Origin of the sequence: Bradyrhizobium sp. URHD0069 (genome assembly GCF_000701345.1) — a bacterium.
Lineage (GTDB): Bacteria > Pseudomonadota > Alphaproteobacteria > Rhizobiales > Xanthobacteraceae > Bradyrhizobium.
Genome location: NZ_JNIJ01000017.1, coordinates 123,573 through 144,159 on the forward strand (window position 1 = coordinate 123,573; position 20,587 = coordinate 144,159).

The following is a 20,587-nucleotide window of genomic DNA, read 5'->3' on the forward strand; positions in this document are numbered from 1 at the left end:
CTCAGGCCGTCTGCACGGCATTGAGCGCGTCTTTCGCCGCGGCAATATCGTTCGGTCCGCCGACTGAAACTCCGATCGCGCCGTCGGCAATGCGCTTCACCAGACCACTCAGCACCTTGCCGGCGCCGATTTCGAAGAAGCGCGTGACGCCGTGGCTCGCCATGTAAGCCACCGATTCGCGCCAGCGCACGGTTCCGGTGACCTGCTCGACCAGGCGGCGGCGGATCTCGTCCGGATCCACGATCGGCGCTGCCAGCACGTTCGACACCACAGCCACGGTCGGTTGCTTGATGGTGACATCCGCAAGCGCTTTCGCCATCACGTCGGCCGCGGGCTGCATCAGCCGGCAGTGAAACGGCGCCGACACCGGCAGCAACATGGCGCGCTTGGCGCCCATGGTTTTGGCGATCTCAAGCGCGCGCTCGACCGCGGCCTTGTCGCCGGAGACCACGACCTGCCCGCCGCCATTGTCATTGGCGGCTTGGCAGACCTGCCCCTGCGCCGCCTGATCGGCAACAGCCACCACGGTCTCATAATCGAGACCGAGCAAGGCGGCCATCGCGCCGACGCCCACCGGCACCGCCTTCTGCATGGCAAGGCCGCGCGTGCGCAACAGGCGCGCGGTATCACTGATGCTGAGGCTGCCCGCAGCGGCGAGCGCGGAATATTCGCCGAGCGAATGTCCCGCAACGAACGCGGCGTCCCGTCCTACCGAAAAGCCGGCTTCGGTCTCCAGCACGCGCAACGTCGCGAGCGACACCGCCATCAGTGCTGGCTGGGCGTTTTCGGTGAGCTGCAGGGTCTCGCTCGGACCGTCCCAAATGATGGTCGTCAGCTTCTGGCCGAGCGCCGCATCGACCTCGTCGAAGACAGCGCGCGCAGCCGGAAAGGCCTCCGCGAGGGCCTTGCCCATGCCGACAGCCTGGGACCCCTGCCCTGGAAACGTGAACGCCGCCGCCATCGATCCCCCTGAATGCCGCTGAAAATCGCTAAAGTCGGGCCGAAAGACACCGCTGGGGACACTTGTGTCAAGCGGGTGCCGGTTCCCGGCCGCAGGTAGGGCTAATTGAGGCCGCTTTCCCTTGCCATCGCGGTCAAAATCCGTATAAACCGCGCCATCCGTGGATCCCGGCCGGGAGCTGAACGGACGGTCTCACCAATCTCACCTTTCAGGCGATGTTGATGTGGCAGGGCCAGTCGGCCCGTCGTCCCGTGCTTCCGCCTTCTGAGCTAATCCGAGTCCTTTCCGAAGGTCTCGAAGGGCTTGCCGCCGGGAACCGCGCCAACACAAGGAAAGGACACCCATGCCTCTTTATGAGCATGTTTTTCTCGCGCGTCAGGATGCGAGCACCCAGCAGGTCGAAGAACTGACCACGCAAATGACCGGCATCGTCGAGCAACTCGGCGGCAAGGTCGTGAAGACGGAAAACTGGGGCGTACGTTCCCTCACCTATCGGATGAACAAGAATCGCAAGGCGCATTTTGTGCTGCTGAACATCGATGCCCCGTCGGCTGCGGTCACCGAGATCGAGCGGCAGGAGCGGATCAGCGAAGATGTGATCCGCTATCTCACGGTTCGCGTCGATGAGCACGAGGAAGGTCCCTCGGCGATGATGCGCAAGGCTGATCGCGACCGCGATCGTGACGACCGCGGTGGCGGTTTCCGTGGCGACCGCGAAGGCGGCTTCCGGGGCGATCGTGACGGTGGCGGCTACCGCGGCGACCGTGGTCCACGCCGTCCGCGCGATGACGCCGAAGCAGTAGCGGTTGAGGAGTAAGAATCATGGCTGAAGCTGGTGCACGCCGTCCGTTTTTCCGCCGCCGCAAGACTTGCCCGTTCACGGGTCCGAATGCGCCGAAGATCGACTACAAAGATTCCAAGCTGCTGATGCGTTATGTCTCCGAACGCGGCAAGATCGTGCCGAGCCGGATTACCGCCGTGTCCGCCAAGAAGCAGCGCGAACTCGCGCGCGCCATCAAGCGCTCGCGTTTCCTCGGTCTGCTGCCTTACGTTATCAGGTAGAAATATTTGATCGGCGGCGTTTGCTGCCGCCGATCAAAAATCTTCATAAGGCTTCCGGTCGTCCGGTTGCCGATGGTTGGGGTTCTGAAAAACCTCTAACCGCTCGAAAGGAGCGGGACAGCTGATGATCACGATCGTTCTCATTGCAGTAGCGGCCGGCTCTGCGTCGGCCTTGATGTTCGCCTCGATCATTTCGGGCGCGCTGGTCTCGTTGCTGCTGCTCTATCTGGCGCCGCTGCCGTTGATGGTGGCAGGGCTCGGATGGAGACCGCTTGCCGCCACCATCGGCGGCATCCTCGCGGCGATCGGCCTCGGCGCCATCTTTGGCCTCCCTTATTGCATCGCCTTCGTCATCACGGTGGCGCTGCCGGCCTGGTGGCTTGGACATCTCGTTTTGTTGGGACGCCTCACAGGCAATGAAGCTGCATCAGGCAACGGTGCGGCGCCGGTTGCACCCGATCTGGAATGGTACCCGATCGGTCGCATCCTGCTCTGGATCGCGGGCTTTGCGACATTGACGACCGTAGCGGTGCTGCTCACGCTTGGCGGCGACGGCGCCACCATCACGGCTACCCTCAAGCGCGGCTTGCTGCGGATCCTATCGTCCCGCAGCGGCACTCCGCCGACCGGCCAGGTCGAACAGGTGATCGATGCGGTGGTGGTGCTCGCACCGACTGCGGCCGCGATCATCTTCATGATGACGCTGACGCTCAACCTTTGGCTCGCCGCAAAAATCACGGCGACGTCAGGACGGTTGCAGCGGCCATGGCCCGACCTGAAGAGCACGGAGCTGCCGCCGATGACGCTGGCCGCCCTGTCGGCTGCTATCGCCTTCTGTTTTGTCGGCGGACTGCTGGCGATGCTGGCGCAGACCGTCAGCGCAGCCTTGATGATGGCTTACGCGTTCGTCGGCTTTGCGGTGCTGCACACGCTGACGCTTTCCGTGAAGAGCCGCGGCTTCCTGCTGATCTGCACCTACGTCATCGTGGTGATGTTCAGCTGGCCGGTGCTTGCGATGGTGGTTCTCGGTCTCGCCGATGCCATCTTCGGCCTTCGTCAACGCTATTTGCAGAGCAGGCCGCCGCCCATCCCACATCCTGACGTAACACCCTAACTTAATCCCGTAACTCTCATCATCATAACGGAGAACGAATATGGAAGTCATTTTGCTGGAACGCGTCGCCAAGCTCGGCCAGATGGGCGAGGTCGTCCGCGTCAAGGACGGATTTGCCCGCAATTTTCTCTTGAAGCGCGGCAAGGCGCTGCGCGCCACCGCAGACAATCGCGCGAAGTTCGACGGCATGAAAGCCGAGCTCGAAGCCCGCAATTTGCAGGCCAAGGGTGAAGCAACCAAGGTCGCGGAGAAGATCGACGGCCACAACGTCGTGGTGCTGCGTCAGGCCTCGGAGACCGGTCAGCTGTTCGGATCGGTGACCGTTCGCGACATCATCGCATCGTTCGAGAGCGACGGCGTATCCATCAGCCGTAGCCAGATCATGCTGGATGCACCGATCAAGACCATCGGCAAGCACAAAATCGCCATCGCCGTCCATCCGGAAGTCGAAGTCAGCGTGACCGTGACCGTCGCGCGCAGCGCCGACGAAGCCCAACGCATCAACCGCGGCGAGGACATCAGCACCCGTCAGGAAGATCAGGACGCAGCCGCTGAAGCGCTCGCCGCCGCCGGCGAATTCTTCGACCCGGAAGCCCGCCGCGACGAAGCGGAGCCGCAGGAAGAAGCGGCTTCCGAGAAGTAGCGCTTTTTGCTTGGATCGAATTGATGACTTACCAACCCGGCCCAGGCCGGGTTGGGGATTTCGCCGAGCGACAGTCTGATGGTCAAGCCGGGCCGTAGATCGGAAGTCTGCTCTTACGAAGCCTATTGAGAGATCGGCGGTACGGCCGGTCCCGCAGGCGCAATTGCCGGCGGTGGCGGCGCTGAAGCCGTCGCAGCCGACGATGCGGGTTGCGCAGGGGATACCACCGCAGGCGCTGATACCGCGGGGGAAGCCGGCGGCGCAGGGGTGACTGCGGGAACCGGATCGGCCCGCAGTGCCGGGGCCTCTCCGCTAGCCGGCTCTTTGGACGTCTCGATCTTGCCGGTTTCAGGCTTGCCCTCGCCGGACGGCTTTGAAGCCTCGGGTTTAGTGTCCTCGCCTTTGGCGGTTTCGCTCCTGGGCGTAGCGCCTTTCACCGCCTCGCCTTTTGCAGGCTCCCCTTTGGCAGCCTCGGTCCTTGCAGCGTCATCCGTTTTAGCCGGATCGGTCTTGGGCGGTTCATCGGCTCCCGGCTTGCCCCGCTTCTTGGTGGCCGATTTGCGGCCATCGGGGCCGCGCTCGCTCGCGGCCTGCGCGGGCGCTTGATCGTCCGCAGCCGGTTTCGCGGCATCGGGCGGCTCCGTCGGCCGCGCCAGTTGTTTGGCGTTGCGGCCCTGACGTCCGTGCTCGGCTTGCGACGGAAGTCCGTCGGCATCCGGCCTCGCAGCCCGTGGCGGCGCGACGTCGGGCTTGGCGGCCTCTTGCGATTCTGGCTGAGCCGGGCGCAGCCGGCGGCCAAAGCGGTCGAGCTGGTCAGGCGGACCGGCGGGCCTGCCCTCCGGCGTCGCATCCTTGGACTGTTTGGGCTGGCCGACATGGCGGGTATCGGTAGCCCCATTCGAGATCAGAAAGGCGGCGAGCATCGAGGCCATGTCACTACTGGTAGTGTAATGCTGGCGCAGGAAGCCCGGCAGGGATCCGGTCGAGACGGTCTTCAACAGGCCCCGCGGGCTCTTGTGGCAGGCATGGCACGTGCCCGCGAAAATCTGGGAGGGGCTTTTGCCGGCCTCGAGATTTTGCGCCTGCGCCGGGACCGCAGCGAAACAGCCGATCAGGAGCGTCGCCGTCGCTAAACTGAGCGCTCGGCTCAACATTCCCTATTCTCCAGATGCGGAAATCGCTTCCAGCGTCGTTATTGTCACTGGCTGAGGCGGTCACCTTTTAGCCGATTATCGCGCGAATGGAAGCGCACATGTGCCGCAAGCGCGTGGACGTAACATTTGCGAATATCCGTTGTGTCTACAATGCACTAGCGCATGGGAACCGCAGCTACTATGTTCCCTTCCTGGCGCTTGGGAACCATTTCTATTCCCCATGCGTCGAGTAGGACGGCCGGTACGCTAGCCTCTACGGGATCGCTTTTGGGTGGTTTCGATGGACCGTTTGCTGCGTTACTTTCTAAAGCAATTCATTCGCCGCGGCTCGATGACGTTCACGACCGCAAGCGGGGCAAAATTTACCTGCGGCGACGGGACCGGCGAACCGGTCTGTGTGCGATTCCTGACCACCGACGCCGAGCGCAGGGTTCTTCTCAACCCGGAACTTGCCTTGGGCGAAGTTTACATGGAAGGCGCGTTCGTCGTCGAAAATGGCTCGATTGCCGACGCCCTGGCGATCCTGCTCGATCAGCCGGATATCTTGCCGCGCTGGGCCAAGCTGCAATGGTGGCTGCGTTATCTGTTCAGGCATGCACGGCAGTTCAATCCGCGCGGGCGTTCCAAAAATAATGTCGAGCGTCATTATGACCTCGACGCGCGGCTCTATTCCCTCTTCCTCGATTCCGACAAGCAGTACAGCTGCGGGTATTTCGAAACCCCCGATGCGTCGCTTGACGATGCCCAGGTCGCCAAGAAGCGTCACCTCGCCGCGAAACTGCTGATCGGGCGTGACGACCGTGTGCTCGACATCGGCTCCGGTTGGGGCGGGCTTAGCCTGTATCTCGCCGAAATGACCGGCGCCAATGTCACGGGTATTACGCTCTCGAGCGAACAATTACATGTGTCGAACGACCGCGCGGCTCAGAAAAATCTGACCCGGTCAGCGAAGTTTTTCCTTGAGGATTATCGCGACGTTTCCGGGCCGTTCGAGCGCATCGTATCGGTGGGCATGTTCGAGCACGTTGGGGTGGATTTCTACGAGACCTATTTCAGGCGGTGCGCCGAACTTCTCACCGACAACGGCATCATGATGCTGCATTCGATTGGCCGTTCGGAGGGGCCTGACGCCACCAATCCCTGGATTGCGAAGTATATTTTCCCCGGCGGCTACATCCCCGCGCTTTCCGAAGTACTCCCCGCGATCGAGCGCGCCGGGCTTCTGGTGTGCGACATCGAAATCCTGCGGCTGCACTATGCCGAAACGCTGAAAGCGTGGCGTGAGCGCTTCATGGCACGGCGCGAGGAAGCGGTGCAGCTCTATGAGGAGCGCTTTGCCCGGATGTGGGAATTTTACCTGGCGGGCTCGGAGATGTCATTCCGCAAGCAGAACCTGATGAATTTCCAGATCCAGCTCACCAAGCGCCAGGGCATAGTGCCGATGACGCGCGACTACATCGCCCGCGAGGAAGCGAAACTGCGTGGCATCGAGCGCGGCCAGCGGCCGCGGCTGCAAATTGCCGGCGAATAATAGGTTGGCGCAGGCAGCTTCAGCCCTAGATTAGTTTCGAAGGCTGTAATCAGAGGCGCAATAAGGAAACGGCGACGCCGGTCGGGCAAGCTGTGCCTTCACCGCGGCCAATAGCTCTGGATCGCAAGGCACCGCGCGCAAGTCTGAACAAGAGACCTTCTCCATGGTGTCGATCAGCATCGACAGCCACAATCTGTCGTCGCCTCCCGATCGCCATGGCTGAAGTCGTTGGCCCATCGCCTGTCCTTTGCCTGCCCTCGCCCGTGACCAATCCAGAAGTCGCGAACCAGTTCCCGGCGACCGTAGCGTCAGAGAAAATCCACCAGCTGTGACCTGCTTCACAGAAGCTCCGGCCGGTTTGTCCTAAAGTTTCAAAATGGAAGAGAAAACCTACCGACGGTCGTTCGATCCGAAAGCCGACATCGGCACCGACTACGCCTTGATTGCTATCGGCGTGGGAGCGGCCCTGATCGCGCTGATCTATCTCCTGCTGACTTGAATCAGCGCTGAGATCGCGACCCGGAACGCTCCTGCCCTTTGGGATGGGTAGGCCCGAGCGGCGGAAGGTTCAGTCCGCGCTGACGTTTTCGCAGGTTTTCCATCGAGCGGACGGGTGACTCGCTCGATTCTCCCCGAATCAAGCGCCAATGCGCCACCAAAGGGATTCCCGGCGCGCATTGTGTGAATCGTGCATAAGGCAGGTTGATGCTTTCACTGGGCCCGGGAGTGGCGCTTTATCGCCGCCCGCTTCCGGGAATCCAAAGAACGCCCAAATCCAAAGATCAATTTGACCCATGGCCACAGCTGATTCGAACGTTCTCAAGCTTGCGCCCGACGCGGGAACTCCGGCCTATCGGAGCGCACCGCACAATATCGAGGCGGAACAGAGCCTGCTGGGCGCGATCCTGGTCAACAACGACGCGTTCTATCGCGTTTCGGATTTCCTGGAGCCGAAGCACTTCTTCGAGCCGATCCACCAGACCATTTTCGAGACCGCCGGCAGCCTGATTCGAATGGGCAAGGTCGCCACCCCGGTCACGCTGAAGACCTTCCTCCCGGCCGAAACCGACATCGGCGGCATGACGGTCGGTCAATACCTCGCCCGCCTCGCCGCCGAAGCGACCACCATCATCAATGCGCAAGACTACGGACGCACGGTCTACGAATTGGCGCTGCGCCGCGATTTGATCCGGATCGGCGAGGATATGGTCAATGTCGCCTTCGATGCGCCGGTGGATTTTGCGCCCCGGGCGCAGATCGAGGACGCCGAGCGCAGGCTGTACGAGCTGGCTGAGTCCGGCCGCTACGACGGCGGTTTCCAGCGATTTGCGCAGGCCCTCACCGTCGCCGTCGACATGGCCGCGAAAGCGTTCCAGCGCGACGGCAAACTGTCGGGTATCGCGACGGGCCTGCGCGATCTCGACATCAAGATGGGCGGCCTGCAGCCTTCCGATCTGATCATCGTTGCCGGACGCCCCGGCATGGGCAAGACCGCGCTTGCCACCAACATCGCCTACAATGTGGCCAAGGCGCATCGCGCCGAGGTTCAGGCCGACGGCACGATGAAGTCCGTCAACGGCGGCATCGTCGGCTTCTTCTCCTGCGAAATGTCCGCCGAACAGCTCGCCACGCGTATTCTCGCCGAGCAGACCAGCATCGCGTCGAGCACGATCCGCCGCGGCGGCATTAGCGAGACCGACTTCGAGAAAATCCGCGACTACTCGATCGAGCTGCAATCGCTGCCGCTTTATGTCGACGAAACCGGCGGCCTGTCGATTTCGCAATTGACCGCGCGCGCGCGGCGGCTGAAGCGGCAGAAAGGCCTCGATCTGATCGTGGTCGATTATATTCAGCTGCTGCAGGGCTCGGGCAAGCGCTCCGACAACCGCGTGCAGGAGGTCACGGAGATCACCACCAGCCTGAAGGCGCTCGCCAAGGAACTCAACGTCCCGATCATCGCGCTCTCCCAGCTGTCGCGCCAGGTAGAGAGCCGCGACGACAAGCGCCCGCAACTGTCGGACCTGCGTGAATCCGGCTCGATCGAACAGGACGCCGACGTCGTGATGTTCGTTTATCGCGAGGAATATTACCTCGCCAACAAGGAGCCGCGCGTCGGGACGCCGGAATATGAAAAGTGGCAGCTCGACATGTCGCTGGTGCACGGCAAGGCCGAAGTCATCATCGGCAAGCAGCGCCACGGCCCCACCGGCACGGTCGACCTGGCGTTCGAGGGCCAGTTCACGCGGTTCAGCGATCTCGCGCACGACAGCCATTTACCGGCGCAAACGTACTGAGGCGGCTTGCCCGGTTGAACCGCGGTTCCCTGGCGCGTAAAGTGCGGCATGAACATCGTTTCCGACCCGAAACCGGCCGCGGCAAGCTCTATCCTCTCGCCTGAAGCGAACCAGGCGGCTGTGCTTGCCACCGCCACCGGCGTGCTGACGGTCGATCTCGACGCCATCGTCGCAAATTGGCGCAAGCTTGAGAAAACCGCCGTGCCGGCTGAATGCGCCGGGGTGATCAAGGCCGACGCCTATGGTTGCGGGGTCGGGCCGGTGGCGCGCGCGCTGGCCGCTGCCGGTTGCAAGACGTTTTTCGTCGCCACGCTGGATGAAGCGCGCGCCGCGCGGGCGGCCGTGCCGTCGGCGCCGATCTATGTGCTTGATGGCTTCTTTCAGAACTGTGGCGACGCCTTCGCCGAGATCGACGCCAGGCCGGTGATCGGCGATCTCAACGAGCTTGCCGAATGGGACGTGTTTTGCCGGCGCTCCGGCTGGAAAGGCGCCGCGGCTATTCACATCGACACCGGCATGAACCGGCTGGGCCTGACGGTCGCGGAGGCGCAGGGCATCGTACCCCGGATCAATGCCGGCGATCACGGCATTGCGCTGGTGATGAGCCATCTTGCCTGCGCCGAGCACCTCAATCATCCGCTCAACGCCAAACAGCTCGCAACCTTCCGCGAGATCGCCAGTCTTTTCTCCGGGGTGCCGGCGTCGCTGTCGAATTCCTCCGGCATTTTCTTAGGGCCGCAATTCCAATTCGACATGGTCCGGCCGGGAGCTGCGCTCTACGGCATCAATCCGACGCCGGAAGCCGACAATCCGATGCAACCGGTCGTCGATCTGAAGGCCCGCATCGTGCAGATGCGCAACATCGATCGCGGCGAAACCGTCGGCTATGGAGGAACCTGGACCGCGCGACGGCCGACCAGGCTCGCGATCGTATCGGCAGGCTACGCCGACGGATATTTCCGTGCCGGCGGCAGCAACGACGGCACCCGCAGTGCCGAGGTCGTGGTCGCCGGCAAGCGGTGCCCGATCGCGGGCCGCGTTTCGATGGACCTGATGGCCGTCAATGTAACTGATCTGCCAAACCACGCCGCGCGGCGGGGTCATATGGTGACGCTGATCGGCGAAGGCATCACCGTCGACGAACTCGCGCACCATTTCGGCACCATCGCCTACGAAGTGCTGACCAGCCTCGGCCCGCGCTATGCGCGCCTCTACAAAGGCGGCGCGGCCGAGGCCGCAGCCGATCGCACCGTCGCCGGCACCTAGGCAGTCGTGCTGGCGCTTACTGTTTCTTTTGCGCGTCAATGACCTTCAGCAGCGAAGCCCAGTTTGGGCATGAAAACTCCAGTTTCATTTCACGAGATTCGTTTTCAGTAGTCTTGCAATAGTCTGCACATGAAGATCGCAACGTTCAACATCAACAATATCAACCGCCGCCTGCCGAACCTGCTGCGATGGCTGCATCAGGCGAAGCCCGACATCGTTTCATTGCAGGAATTGAAATCGACCGACGATGACTTTCCGGTTTCGGCGCTTGGCAAGGCCGGCTACGGCGCAGTCTGGCGCGGGCAAAAGACCTGGAATGGCGTCGCCATTCTGGCGCGAAAAGCCGAGCCGGTGCTGGTCAGGACGGAGCTGCCCGGCGATCGCGACGACAAGGAGGCACGCTATATCGAGGCCGCCGTCAACGGCATCATCGTCACCAGCATCTATCTGCCGAACGGCAATCCGCAGCCCGGACCGAAATTCGATTACAAGCTCGATTGGTTCAGGCGGCTCAAATTGCACGCCGCGAAATTCCTGAAGCAGGACATTCCCGTCGTGCTGGCGGGCGACTACAACGTCGCTCCGACCGAACTTGATATCTATCCGACGAAATCATGGGACCAGGATGCGTTGATCCAGCCGAAGAGCCGCGCAGCGTTCAAATCGTTGGTGGCGCAAGGCTGGACCGACACGCTCCGCAACCTGCACCCGTCAAAGCCGATGTACACTTTCTGGGACTACAAGCGAAACCGCTGGCCGCGCGACGCCGGATTGCGGCTCGATCATCTGCTGCTGAGCCCGGCGCTTGCGCCGCGGCTGATCAAGGCCGGCGTCGACCGCGAGATACGTGGAGAGGAAGGTGCCAGCGACCACGCCCCGGCGTGGATCGTGTTGCGCTAGCTACTTGCGACTTCTCGCCGGCGGAAGGGCTTCCCTCATGGTGTGCGCCGTCTCGAACCATGAGGCCGACGTGCAAATTCCCGATTCGATTTTCAAACAGCCAGTAGACAAGAGATAAGAAACAAGAATCCTGAAGCGCGGCTTCCCGGAAGCTACATCGCCAAGCTGGACCCCACCGCGACCGGCCCCACTGCCAAGCCGGTGACAAGCGTCGATCTCACACAATGGTGGCGTTCCTTCCGGGATCCTCAACTTGTTTCGCTTGTCGAGCGGTCAATCGCGGCCAATCCGGACATCGCTATCGCGCTTGCGCGACTGCAACAGGCACGCGCTCGGCAATTCGTGGCGACTGGCGCGGCTCTTCCGAAGGGCCAGCTGTCGTCGGGCGCTGGTTTTGGAACAGGCACCGACAATACTCGCGGACGCGTCTCGGAAACGTTGCATAGCGCGGGCAACACTACCGGCTTTAATAATGTGGACGAAGCTGGAGGCTTCGATGCGGCGTGGGAGCTTGATGTTTTTGGCAAGCTGCGTCGCGAGATCGAGGCCTCGCAGTTGGATGCGCTGGCTGCCGCGAAGGCCCGCGACGCGGTTCTCGTATCGGTCGTCGCCAACGTTGCTCGCGCCTACATCGAACTGCGGAGTTTTCAGGAGCAGATCGCTGTAACCCGCGGGAGCATCGAAGCCGCCCGGCGGAGTGTCTTCAGTTCGTGCAGACCCGTTTCAACCAGGGACTCACAAACGAACTCGATGTGACGCTGGCGCAACGCCAGCTCGCCACGTTCGAGGCCGGCCTCGGACCGCTCACGGGCCAGCTCCAGTCAAGCCAGTACGTCATCGCCGTCTTGCTCGGACAGTATCCGGAGACGTTGGTGAAAGAACTGAGAACGGAGGGACCCGTTCCGCGTTTTCCGGCCAAGATTCCCCTCGGTCTACCGGTCAGTCTGTTGCAGCGCCGTGCGGACATCCAGCAAGCTGAATTCGAGATAGGGGCCGCAACAGCACGCATCGGATCTGCAATCGCCGATCTTTTTCCGCGCGTGGCTGTGACAGGCGCCGTGGGCGGCCAAGGCGGCGCGCGTGCAGCTACCGGAACGCCAATTACGTTCATCGGCGGGATTGGTCCGGCGCTCTACTGGCCGGTCCTGGACTTCGGAACTCTTGATGCGCGTATCGAGGTGGCTGACTATCGGGCTCGCGAAGCCCTGCTTCGATACAAGGCAACTGTGCTAGGTGCCGTGCAGGAGGTAGACTAGGCGATCGCGGGTTACAACGCCGAACGGAGTCGCTTGAACAGCCTTTCCCGCGCCCGCAGTGCCGCCCTTGATGCAGTCAAGCTTTCGTCCGAGCGCTATGAGAGAGGGCTGACGGACTATCTCAACGTGCTGGATGCCGAGCGACAGCAGTTTGAACTCGAAGCCCAATACGTCATCTCCCGGCGTGTGGCAGGCGTTCAGCTGGTCGCTCTCTACAAGGCACTTGGTGGCGGATGGGAACATTACCAGGCAGTTCCGCCCATCCGAATCCCAGAGCCGGCGATCGCCGCCGCGGCACGAGAATCCAATGGACTGCGTCCGATCTCGACAGATCCGGGTTTATTGCAGGTCCAACCCTGATGCGCTGATCAAATTGTCCTCGTAGGCTATTTTTGCTCAAGATGCCACGAGCCGTCCCAACCCTCGCCCGGTGGAGCTGCGATCAAGCTGTCGATACGCTTGATAAATGTCATCGACGGTCCGTCATCAGGAACGGCTGCAAGCGCCGCTTCAAACGCGCGACGTGCCTCGTCCCAGCGTTGCGCACGGTAGGCGGCGAGTCCCTCGGCGAAGCGATCCCGAAGTATGGTCTGGACCGCCGTCAACTCGCCCTTTCTCCCCATGATTTGGAACACCGCCTGCGGCTGGCTTTGACCCCACGTCACGATCCGGTCGATTTCGCGCACCTCGACGGCCGAGGCGGCACCGGCGACCGTGGCCTCGGATACGAGAATGCGGCAGCCATACACCTTGTTCGCGCCCTCCAGGCGCGATGCCAGATTCACGGCGTCGCCCATCACCGTGTAGTTCATCATCACCTCGGATCCGATGCTGCCGACAAGCACTTCACCTGTGGCAATGCCGATGCGTATATCAAACGTGTTTGGAAGCGTACGAACGCCGAGGAGCTCGGGAAGTTCGGCCCGCAACTGCGGCACCAGCGCCAGCATGTCCAGCGCGGCCAGGCTGGCGAGCCGCGCCTGCTCCGCGTCGTCGGCGAACGGCGGCCCCCAATAGGCCATGATGGCGTCGCCGATATATTTGTCGATCACCCCTTGATGATGGCGGATCGGCGCTGACATGGTCGAAAAGTAACGGTTCATCACTTTGACGAGCCCCTGCGGGGTCATCCGTTCGCTGGTGCTGGTAAATCCTTTGACGTCGCAGAACAGCACCGTCATGACGCGGCGCTGTCCTTCCGCCGCCAGCGCTGGCCGATCGATCAGCCCTTCGACGACACGCGGATCGATGTATTTGCCGAAGGTCTCCCGGATCCGTTCTTTGAGACGAAGCTGTTCGATCATTCGGTTGAACGCGGTGGTCAAGTGACCGATTTCGTCCTGCGAGGTGACGGCGACCGGTTCGTCGAGGCGCCCCGCCTCGACCGCTCGGGCGCCCTCCAACAGCCGACGCACCGGGCGAGTCACGCCAGCACTGACCAATATCGAGAACACCAGACCCAGGATGGTGGCGAGTACCGTCAAGGCCGCGGCGATAAGCAAGACCTGGTGCTCTTTGCGAGTGGTCAACTCGGCTTCCGTGCGCAGGAGAGCAAGCATATCCGCTCGGATTGCGTCGAGCTTCTGGTTCAGCTCATCGCGCAGAGCATCCACCCGAACAAGGCCATCGTCGATGGCTTTGGCATCGCCAGCGTCGAGCACGCGAAGCAAACGCTCGATCTCATCGTTGAGATGGCGTCGGGACTCGTTGATGGCACCATCGAGCCGACTGTCGAGTCGAACCAGCGCGGTTGCGTCCCCTGACGTGCCTCTTTTTTCGATCAGGGCACGGATCACTGCCTGCGCGGCCCGCACCTCCCGGTCGAATTCCGCGCCTTTGGCGTCGAACGCGCTGCGGAGGGCTGCAAACTGGCTGTCGCCCGATGGCGGCCTGATTTTCTCGATGATCATCCGGCGCAGCGCCAAGGCCCGTTCAGCCGAACGAATGTTTGCCCGCGCCAAATTTCCATAGGCTGGAACGTAGCTTTGGGTGAGCTCTTCGAGGTGATCGCTGACCTGCATCACCGTTACCATCGACAGCATAGCTGTCACGGCCATCAGAACGATGAGCGCCACGGCAATCCCCATGATCTTTCTTCTGATCGACAGTCGGATCACGTGCAAACCTTCCGGGGCCCTTCAGCGTGAAACCCATAACTCAAAAAGGAACATAATGACATCAGCGCGAAGTTCGCAGTTCGCCTTGTATCCGCATCCTCAAGATCGGCCGGAAGCTCGGCATCGGTACCGTGGCTTGCCCAAGCGGAGGGCCGGTAAGCTGTCGTTGGACACGCGGTGTTTCTAACACTCACGTTCATCAAATTACATCTGAGAGTCTAAAAGCGAACAGACGCCCCAAGGCCCGTACGTATCTTGATGGCACGCAATCGGGGACGCGGGACCGGCCGTGCTGGAAGTGTTGATTATCAAGCGAAGCCGGACCAGGTGGGAATGGCGGGTCTGTGACCGCTACGGAGCCACGATCATGGGCGGGTTTGAAAGCACCCGACCAGCGGCCAAGTACAAGGGAAACCGGGCGCTATTTCTCCTGTTGTCTACCCGCTGGGCTTGGTGATCCCGCCAAGTCGGTGGCAAAAGTCGGGCATATGGCAGAACACTGACGTCGGACAATCGATGCGTTTCCGTCGCTCTCTTAGAGACGGAGTCGTCGCCATGATGATCTCAACGCCAAATCATGTTCGATAATTCAGAACCGGCGCATTTTCTGATCCATTCGGTCGCGAGCTCAGCCTATGCGTATCCAGCGGAAAAATCCGGTGATATTTGCAGCGCATGGCCTCATAGCACTCGCATGCCGTTTCTTTGAGCCGCGGTCTGTCAATCTCGACCAAACCTCGCCGGGCAGATTTGACCGCACCCGATGCCCGGAGCTTGCGCACAACCAGCGTCACCGTCGTTCGTCGTACCCCGAGCAACTCCGAAAGCGCCTCCTGCGTCAGCGGCACGACGTTGCCAGCGATTCGATCGTGAATGTGGAGCAACCACCTGGCCATGCGCGCCTCGACAGCGTGCAGCGCATTGCACGCGGTCACATGCTGAAGCTGCATCAACAGCGCCCTCGTGTGGGTCTGGACCGCATATTTGATGGCGTCACTCTGGCCGAAGGCTGCATGAAATCGTGATGCGGAAATTTGCGATGCGATCCCGGCCACGCGTACGACCGCCGTGGTAGGAGAGCGGGAGGGTCCCAGCACCGATAGCATGCCCACCGCTCCCTCATGCCCGATGAGCGAGGTTGCTACCGTTTGTCCGTTCGGCATGTCGAGCATGAACGAGATCGCCCCGCTGTGGGGAAAATAGACCTTGTCATTCCGATCTCCCGATCGCACCAGCACCGCGTCTTGTTTGAGCAATACATGCTGGAGGTAAGGGGCGAGCAAACCAAGGTCTGCTGCCGGCAGCGCGGCTAACAGTCGATTACCAACGCTGGTATGGCGCTTCATCATGAGACCCTTTCCGTCAGTGGTGTGATTCCTTTGGATCCAAAAAGAGTACGATGGTCTGAACTGAAATCGCTTGGTGACAGGTGCCTCCTCGGTTGTCACCATACTGGCGGCGATGGCTCGGCCAGAGCCATCAGGACATCGCCAACTTAGGTGGCCTAGCTTTGTGGATTTTTTCTGTAGGGGCTGTCGTGTGGTCGGCGCCCGTTGCTCCGAGCCTCTGCTTTTTAAGCCGGCGAAGGCCCATAGACAGCTGTCTTAAATCATTTCAGTAGGAGCCGATTGGCAGCTTGCGCGCTCGTGGGTCGGATCATGGATGTTGGGGCGCGTTGACCAAGGCACGGTAAAGTCGGCAGACCTGGGTGTCTTTTGCGTATTTCTACGGGGGTTTGGTCATAATCTCGTCATATGGCATAGCCTTTTGCAGCTCCAGCGACCGTTGCCCGAAGCTATGCTCAAGATTGTCGCCTCTGGCGGTGCGAAGGCCCGCCGCCAAAAAGGGCAGAAACCCCAGCGACTGCTTCTGCTTTGATGGACGCGTCCACGGAAGCCGGGTCACCCCCGTTTGCATTCATCGGGACGATGTCATTTGACAGCAGGGCGAGTGCGGAGCACCTTTCATATCCAAGAGTCATCGATGTCGCACGCTGAGTACGCTTCAAAACCGCTGGCACTTTTGACGAAACTGGCCGCTATACTGCGCATTATTCCAGCGCTGCAGTTCGTATTTGCTAAATTTGCGGCGCTGCTGCGCAGCAGGAAGAGCGGCGAACCGCTCGTCAGCGAGTTCCTTGACGAAGCGCCCGGCGTCACCAGAACCACGGTTGATCAGCATGCCGCTGTTTTGCTGCAATCCACCGGCCACGCGATTGAGGTACCGGAAACGAACGACCAGTCCGGCAGAGAAAAGCTAATCCGCCGACGTTGGCTAGAGACCGGGATCAAAATGTGGAATCCCCGCGTTCACGGCGCCGGGCATGCAGCTCTTAACATTCAAGGGCGGGCCGAGTTGCTGTCACCGAAACCCGGCGAGACGCTGCCCGGATATGACAAGCTCGAATTCAAAATGGTTCAGTGCACCGTCAACGGGCAAGCGGTGAACCGTATTGTTTGCGAGGGTGTAGTTGTCGATCCGCCAACGCGGTGCAGCTGACGCTGTTCGGGCGATCTTGTGCGCCTTGGCGATTGCAGACGGCCCATCCCATCAGCCCTCGCCGTACTTACGATAGCACTGTTGAGACACGTCGCAACGCGGACGATCCATTTCGGTAGGCGAACCCGTCTCGAAAATGAGCATGCGGTTCGACCACCGCCGTGGACGCCCTCAGGCTAACTGCAGCGGCCCGTGATCATCGCAATGATCACCGTGCGGATGGTGCAGCCGGCCGTCTACGAGATAGTCGACATGGTCACCATGCGGCACCTCTTCATGTCCGCAGCTTGGACCGTGTGTGTGTGAGCAGTGGACTTGCGGCGTGCAGTTCACGGGATTTGTGCCGTCGACCGGGATGACATGTTCATCCACGTGATCCCCGTGCATATGGTGGAGATGGCCGTCGTGAAGATAATCCACATGGCCGTCATGGCGAACGCGGTGTGGCCGCATTTCGGGCCGTGCTGGTGGGTGTGGTTGGCATGATGCTTCTCGGTGCAGGCCGCCATGATGTGTCCTTTCTTCGTTCAGAACCCTGTCGGGACCATTGGTCACTGTTTCTCCGCAGCCTGTTGGCAACTCAGAAAGGGCGGCAGCTGTTCCCCGAACCGGAACGAAACCTCCTGCACACGCCTGAAATTCCGGGTTCGAGGCCATCTCCGACGCGCAGAGGCCATCTCTGACACGGCGCTTTGGCATATTCGGCGTTTTACAGATGGAGCATCCGCCCCATGTATCATGTCATTGACACGAAGAACGTAGCGCCGTCGTCGCCGAGTAATCGCGACGAAGTGATACTCCCGCTGGTCAAATTGTAAGAAATCGGCTGACGACAGGTGACCTTGAATTAATTGTGGCCACGCCAGGGATTCACAAAAGACCAGCGTGCTTCTAGCGGCAAGAGTCCTCAGGAATTTAAGGTGGTCACGCATGCCGAGACACAACGCTCAGTCCGTTATCCTCCCTTCTTCAGTTGCAGCGTGAAGGGCTGACTTAAACGCGGCGTCGAACACGCCCCTGTACTGCACCGCGTTGACGTTGGAAATGTGGGCTGTATCGCGGAAGTTGGCCTGCCCGTTCCTGACTAGATAGCAATAATCATGCTCGCAAATCACGGACGACGGATCCACCGCAACTAGTCGCGGATTGTCTCTATGCTTATACAGGAATTGACTACTCTCGTCCCGGAGCCCGCTCATCATCAGGCGGGGATCGGCCTCGACTTTCCATTCATCTATTGCCTTGCCGGCTCGGATCTGATTTTCGATCCATCGTTGCGGCAGGTCGAAACCGATGTTCAGTAATGGCATGATCAGGACAACGGTCTTGCCCGAAGAAAGCAGTCTGTCTACCAGGGCAGAAACCTCGAGGGCATTTCCCCAGTTACTTCCAAGCACAACTATGCTCGGCTGAGTGTGGCCCAGCACGAAATCCAGCGTGCTGCGATTGAACTGTCGGCACGCCCGCTGATCCTCGGAATTTTTTGCAGGGTCATCGAGGAAGGCCCTGCACCCGCTCTGCGTCGCGATCAGTCCATGTATTCCGTTATCGAGTGCAGCCGAAGAAATTGGCTCGAGGTACTGGTTGGCAAACGAATCTCCCCACAGGATTGCCGAAGTTCTCCCCGCAGCCTCGTCGCTGCCGAAGCTGCAATAAGTCTCGGTCGCCTTCTTGGTGGAGTTCGAGTTCCTGAAACATTCGTCCCGTGGCGTGTTAGTCCTTCTCGCCAGTTCGGCCGGTAGCAGATATTTCGGCAGCCTATTTGGCAAGCCATCGTTCAGAAAAGCCAGTCCGATGAACCCGAGCAACAACGAAAACGCTATGCCAGAACTCGCCAGCAACCTACGGGGTGTCCAGATATCCCGCCGCATTCTGACCGGTTGCTCGACGTAGCGATAGGAGACGGCGCCGAGCACAAACGACGCCAGCACCATCAATATCTTTTGCATGGCATCTACGCCATAATCGCGCAGGGATAGCCAACCAAGCGCGAAGACCCAGATCGGCCAGTGCCAAAGGTAAATCGAGTAGGACCAGTCACCCACGCGCTGGATAAAAGACATCCCCAGCAAGCCACCTCGACCGGCCCCCTGTCCCGCCCCGACTATCATTGCCGCGCCCAAGATCGGCAGGATTGTGAGTGCGCCCGGCCATCGCGATTCGGGTAAAGGATAGACGACGCATGCTGCGGCCAGCGCCCAGCCTATGACAGCGATAGTCCGCGTTTCTAGCCACCAAGCTTTCGCAGCACCTTCGGATCGGCGCTGTATCTCTGCGGCAGCGATCAACCCGCCAGCCAAGGGTTCCCAGGCTCTGGCACGCAAGGAGAAAAAGGAAGATCCCATGGCGTCGCTATAGCTCTTCCACAAACACCACGCCAAGGACAGGGCAGCGACGACCTGAAATACAACCATCACTGTGCTGATCCCAGTCTTCGATCCGGAAGCCAGGCGCCAGATCAGCCATGCGACCAAAGGCATCCAAATGTAGAACTGCCACTCCACCGACAGAGACCAAGTATGCAACAGCGGCTTGGTTTGAGCAGCCAAGGCGAAATAGCCGTTGTCGCTGTTGAAAGCAAAATTCGACACGAATGTCAGCGCAGACAACGCCTGCAGCAGGTGCTTCAGGTATTCGCCGGGCAAGGTCACGAACCAGCCAGCGACGACGGACGAAGCGGTTACAACCGCAAGCGCAGGATAGATCCGGCGCATCCGCATAATGCCGAAGGCACGGAGCGAAAAACGATCCAGCGTCAGATCGTTCAGCACCTTGCCCGTCATTAGGTAGCCAGTTATTACCAGGAAGACATCGACGCCGACAAATCCCCCGGCGAACCCTGGTATCTGGAAGTGATAGCCAACGACAGCGATCACCGAAAACGCCCGCAGCGCGTTGATATCTAGCCGGAAGGCGTTTCCACTTGCATGCTTGCTTGTCGCCTTCGATACAGCCCCCGTTTTCTCCATGCCTGCTTCTTCTCGCTCCTTAATTCGCTTATTTCAGCGCAAGTTGGCTCACAACTTGGGACGCGCCGAGTCGTCAGGCGCCCAGCCATCACGCTGCGCGTGCACGGCGAAGCGAGCCACGTTATTCTGTTTCGGGATTACTGCCGGTGTGTGCAGCCTAGATATCGAGTTGATCGGTGCCAATCTTGCTGATCGCGAAGTTTGCACTGATGGGCCTTATGTGAAGTGACGAGTCAACTACCCTGACGCCAGTTTTTTTCACTTTTCGGACCTCGTGCGATGTCCGACCATAGTCCGTAGTGCGCACCAATCAGTAACTCCCGCCAACGCCTATTCAGTCTTGCTATCGAACGGCTATCTGTTGACCTGTGCAGCTGTGGTTCGCTTTCACGAGCTTCAATATCCGGGATTCAAGATCAGGGCCGTGTTTCCTTTGTCCATTGTTGCCACCTTTCGGATCTCGCGCGATGTCCGGCTTCAGCCCGCAATCCGCACCAAAGATGGGGTAATCGGCCGGCCCAGCTTGTGGATAGCTGAAGATTTTGGGTGCTGCGCTTCAGGCTGATGGTGAAACGAGGTCCGTGGTTACGGCCTCAAGCATCAGAAGGAGAAGCGCAGCATGGACCATTTTGCTGGATTAGACGTATCGGTCAAGCAGACCAGCGTCTGCATTGTGGATGACACGGGCAGGATCGTGCGGGAAGTGAAGGTGGCGAGCGAGCCTGAAGCTCTGCTGCAGGTTCTGCGGAACCCCATCTACCGCTTCAGGCGGATCGGACTGGAAGCCGGGCCGCTATCGCAATGGCTTTTCAGCGCGTTGG

General features: G+C 60.6%; 17 protein-coding genes and 2 pseudogenes. 13 read left to right on the forward strand and 6 right to left on the reverse strand.

Annotated elements, in window-relative coordinates; translation table 11 throughout:
• Position 1: 1 nt before the first annotated feature.
• A complete protein-coding gene (fabD, locus tag N554_RS0111910; RefSeq protein ID WP_029583669.1) occupies positions 2-961 on the reverse strand; it encodes an ACP S-malonyltransferase in 960 nt (319 codons plus the stop codon).
• A gap of 343 nt (positions 962-1,304) precedes the next feature.
• Here fabD and rpsF point away from each other — a divergent pair, with 343 nt between their 5' ends.
• The 4 genes from rpsF (at position 1,305) to rplI (ending at position 3,780) form a co-directional block, all read left to right on the forward strand.
• Positions 1,305-1,778, forward strand: coding sequence for a 30S ribosomal protein S6 (gene rpsF / locus N554_RS0111915; RefSeq protein ID WP_029583670.1), 474 nt, complete (start codon positions 1,305-1,307; stop codon positions 1,776-1,778).
• 5 nt (positions 1,779-1,783) lie between these two features.
• Positions 1,784-2,023, forward strand: coding sequence for a 30S ribosomal protein S18 (gene rpsR, locus N554_RS0111920; protein WP_002711478.1), 240 nt, complete (start codon positions 1,784-1,786; stop codon positions 2,021-2,023).
• A gap of 124 nt (positions 2,024-2,147) precedes the next feature.
• Complete coding sequence (locus N554_RS0111925; protein ID WP_029583671.1) at positions 2,148-3,137, forward strand: DUF2232 domain-containing protein; 990 nt, start codon at positions 2,148-2,150, stop codon at positions 3,135-3,137.
• A gap of 40 nt (positions 3,138-3,177) precedes the next feature.
• Positions 3,178-3,780, forward strand: coding sequence for a 50S ribosomal protein L9 (gene rplI, locus N554_RS0111930; protein WP_029583672.1), 603 nt, complete (start codon positions 3,178-3,180; stop codon positions 3,778-3,780).
• A 122-nt stretch (positions 3,781-3,902) separates the two neighbouring features.
• On the opposite strand, the gene N554_RS0111935 is transcribed toward rplI, so the two are convergent.
• Entirely contained in the window at positions 3,903-4,934 is a 1,032-nt protein-coding gene (locus N554_RS0111935; protein WP_029583673.1) for a flagellar biosynthesis protein FlhF, read from the reverse strand.
• 280 nt (positions 4,935-5,214) lie between these two features.
• On the opposite strand from N554_RS0111935, the gene N554_RS0111940 reads away from it, so the two are divergent.
• The 7 genes and pseudogenes from N554_RS0111940 (at position 5,215) to N554_RS41925 (ending at position 12,541) form a co-directional block, all read left to right on the forward strand.
• Positions 5,215-6,465 carry an SAM-dependent methyltransferase gene (locus tag N554_RS0111940; protein WP_029583674.1) on the forward strand — a complete coding sequence of 417 codons (1,251 nt, stop codon included), beginning with the start codon at positions 5,215-5,217 and terminating at the stop codon, positions 6,463-6,465.
• A gap of 376 nt (positions 6,466-6,841) precedes the next feature.
• Positions 6,842-6,964, forward strand: a complete 123-nt coding sequence (locus N554_RS42690) for a hypothetical protein (protein ID WP_029583675.1) — start codon at positions 6,842-6,844, stop codon at positions 6,962-6,964.
• A 295-nt stretch (positions 6,965-7,259) separates the two neighbouring features.
• Complete coding sequence (locus tag N554_RS0111950; protein WP_029583676.1) at positions 7,260-8,759, forward strand: replicative DNA helicase; 1,500 nt, start codon at positions 7,260-7,262, stop codon at positions 8,757-8,759.
• Positions 8,760-8,807: 48 nt separating this feature from the next.
• The gene (gene alr / locus N554_RS0111955; protein WP_029583677.1) at positions 8,808-10,025 is read left to right on the forward strand and encodes an alanine racemase; all 1,218 of its coding nucleotides are present in this window, start codon (positions 8,808-8,810) and stop codon (positions 10,023-10,025) included.
• 129 nt (positions 10,026-10,154) lie between these two features.
• Positions 10,155-10,925, forward strand: coding sequence for an exodeoxyribonuclease III (locus N554_RS0111960; protein WP_029583678.1), 771 nt, complete (start codon positions 10,155-10,157; stop codon positions 10,923-10,925).
• A gap of 201 nt (positions 10,926-11,126) precedes the next feature.
• Positions 11,127-11,681: a TolC family protein gene (locus tag N554_RS0111965; protein WP_029583679.1), complete on the forward strand. Its 555-nt coding sequence runs from the start codon at positions 11,127-11,129 to the stop codon at positions 11,679-11,681.
• 116 nt (positions 11,682-11,797) lie between these two features.
• Positions 11,798-12,541: pseudogene (locus N554_RS41925) on the forward strand (TolC family protein).
• Between the two features lie 26 nt (positions 12,542-12,567).
• On the opposite strand, the gene N554_RS0111980 reads toward N554_RS41925, so the two are convergent.
• A complete protein-coding gene (locus tag N554_RS0111980; protein WP_029583682.1) occupies positions 12,568-14,298 on the reverse strand; it encodes an adenylate/guanylate cyclase domain-containing protein in 1,731 nt (576 codons plus the stop codon).
• A 575-nt stretch (positions 14,299-14,873) separates the two neighbouring features.
• The gene (locus N554_RS0111985; RefSeq protein ID WP_081851240.1) at positions 14,874-15,647 is read right to left on the reverse strand and encodes a Crp/Fnr family transcriptional regulator; all 774 of its coding nucleotides are present in this window, start codon (positions 15,645-15,647) and stop codon (positions 14,874-14,876) included.
• Between the two features lie 634 nt (positions 15,648-16,281).
• Between N554_RS0111985 and N554_RS42975 the strand changes: the two genes are divergently transcribed.
• Positions 16,282-16,797, forward strand: a complete 516-nt coding sequence (locus N554_RS42975; RefSeq protein ID WP_029583685.1) for a hypothetical protein — start codon at positions 16,282-16,284, stop codon at positions 16,795-16,797.
• A gap of 329 nt (positions 16,798-17,126) precedes the next feature.
• Here the strand turns inward: N554_RS42975 and N554_RS41930 are convergent, their stop codons facing one another.
• Together N554_RS41930 and N554_RS0112010 are read right to left on the reverse strand one after the other, a co-directional pair.
• Positions 17,127-17,306 carry a hypothetical protein gene (locus tag N554_RS41930; RefSeq protein ID WP_245283579.1) on the reverse strand — a complete coding sequence of 60 codons (180 nt, stop codon included), beginning with the start codon at positions 17,304-17,306 and terminating at the stop codon, positions 17,127-17,129.
• Between the two features lie 438 nt (positions 17,307-17,744).
• Positions 17,745-19,766 carry an acyltransferase family protein gene (locus tag N554_RS0112010; RefSeq protein WP_051677458.1) on the reverse strand — a complete coding sequence of 674 codons (2,022 nt, stop codon included), beginning with the start codon at positions 19,764-19,766 and terminating at the stop codon, positions 17,745-17,747.
• 619 nt (positions 19,767-20,385) lie between these two features.
• On the opposite strand from N554_RS0112010, the pseudogene N554_RS0112015 reads away from it, so the two are divergent.
• Positions 20,386-20,587 (forward strand): annotated as a pseudogene (locus N554_RS0112015) (IS110 family transposase); the annotation flags it as partial.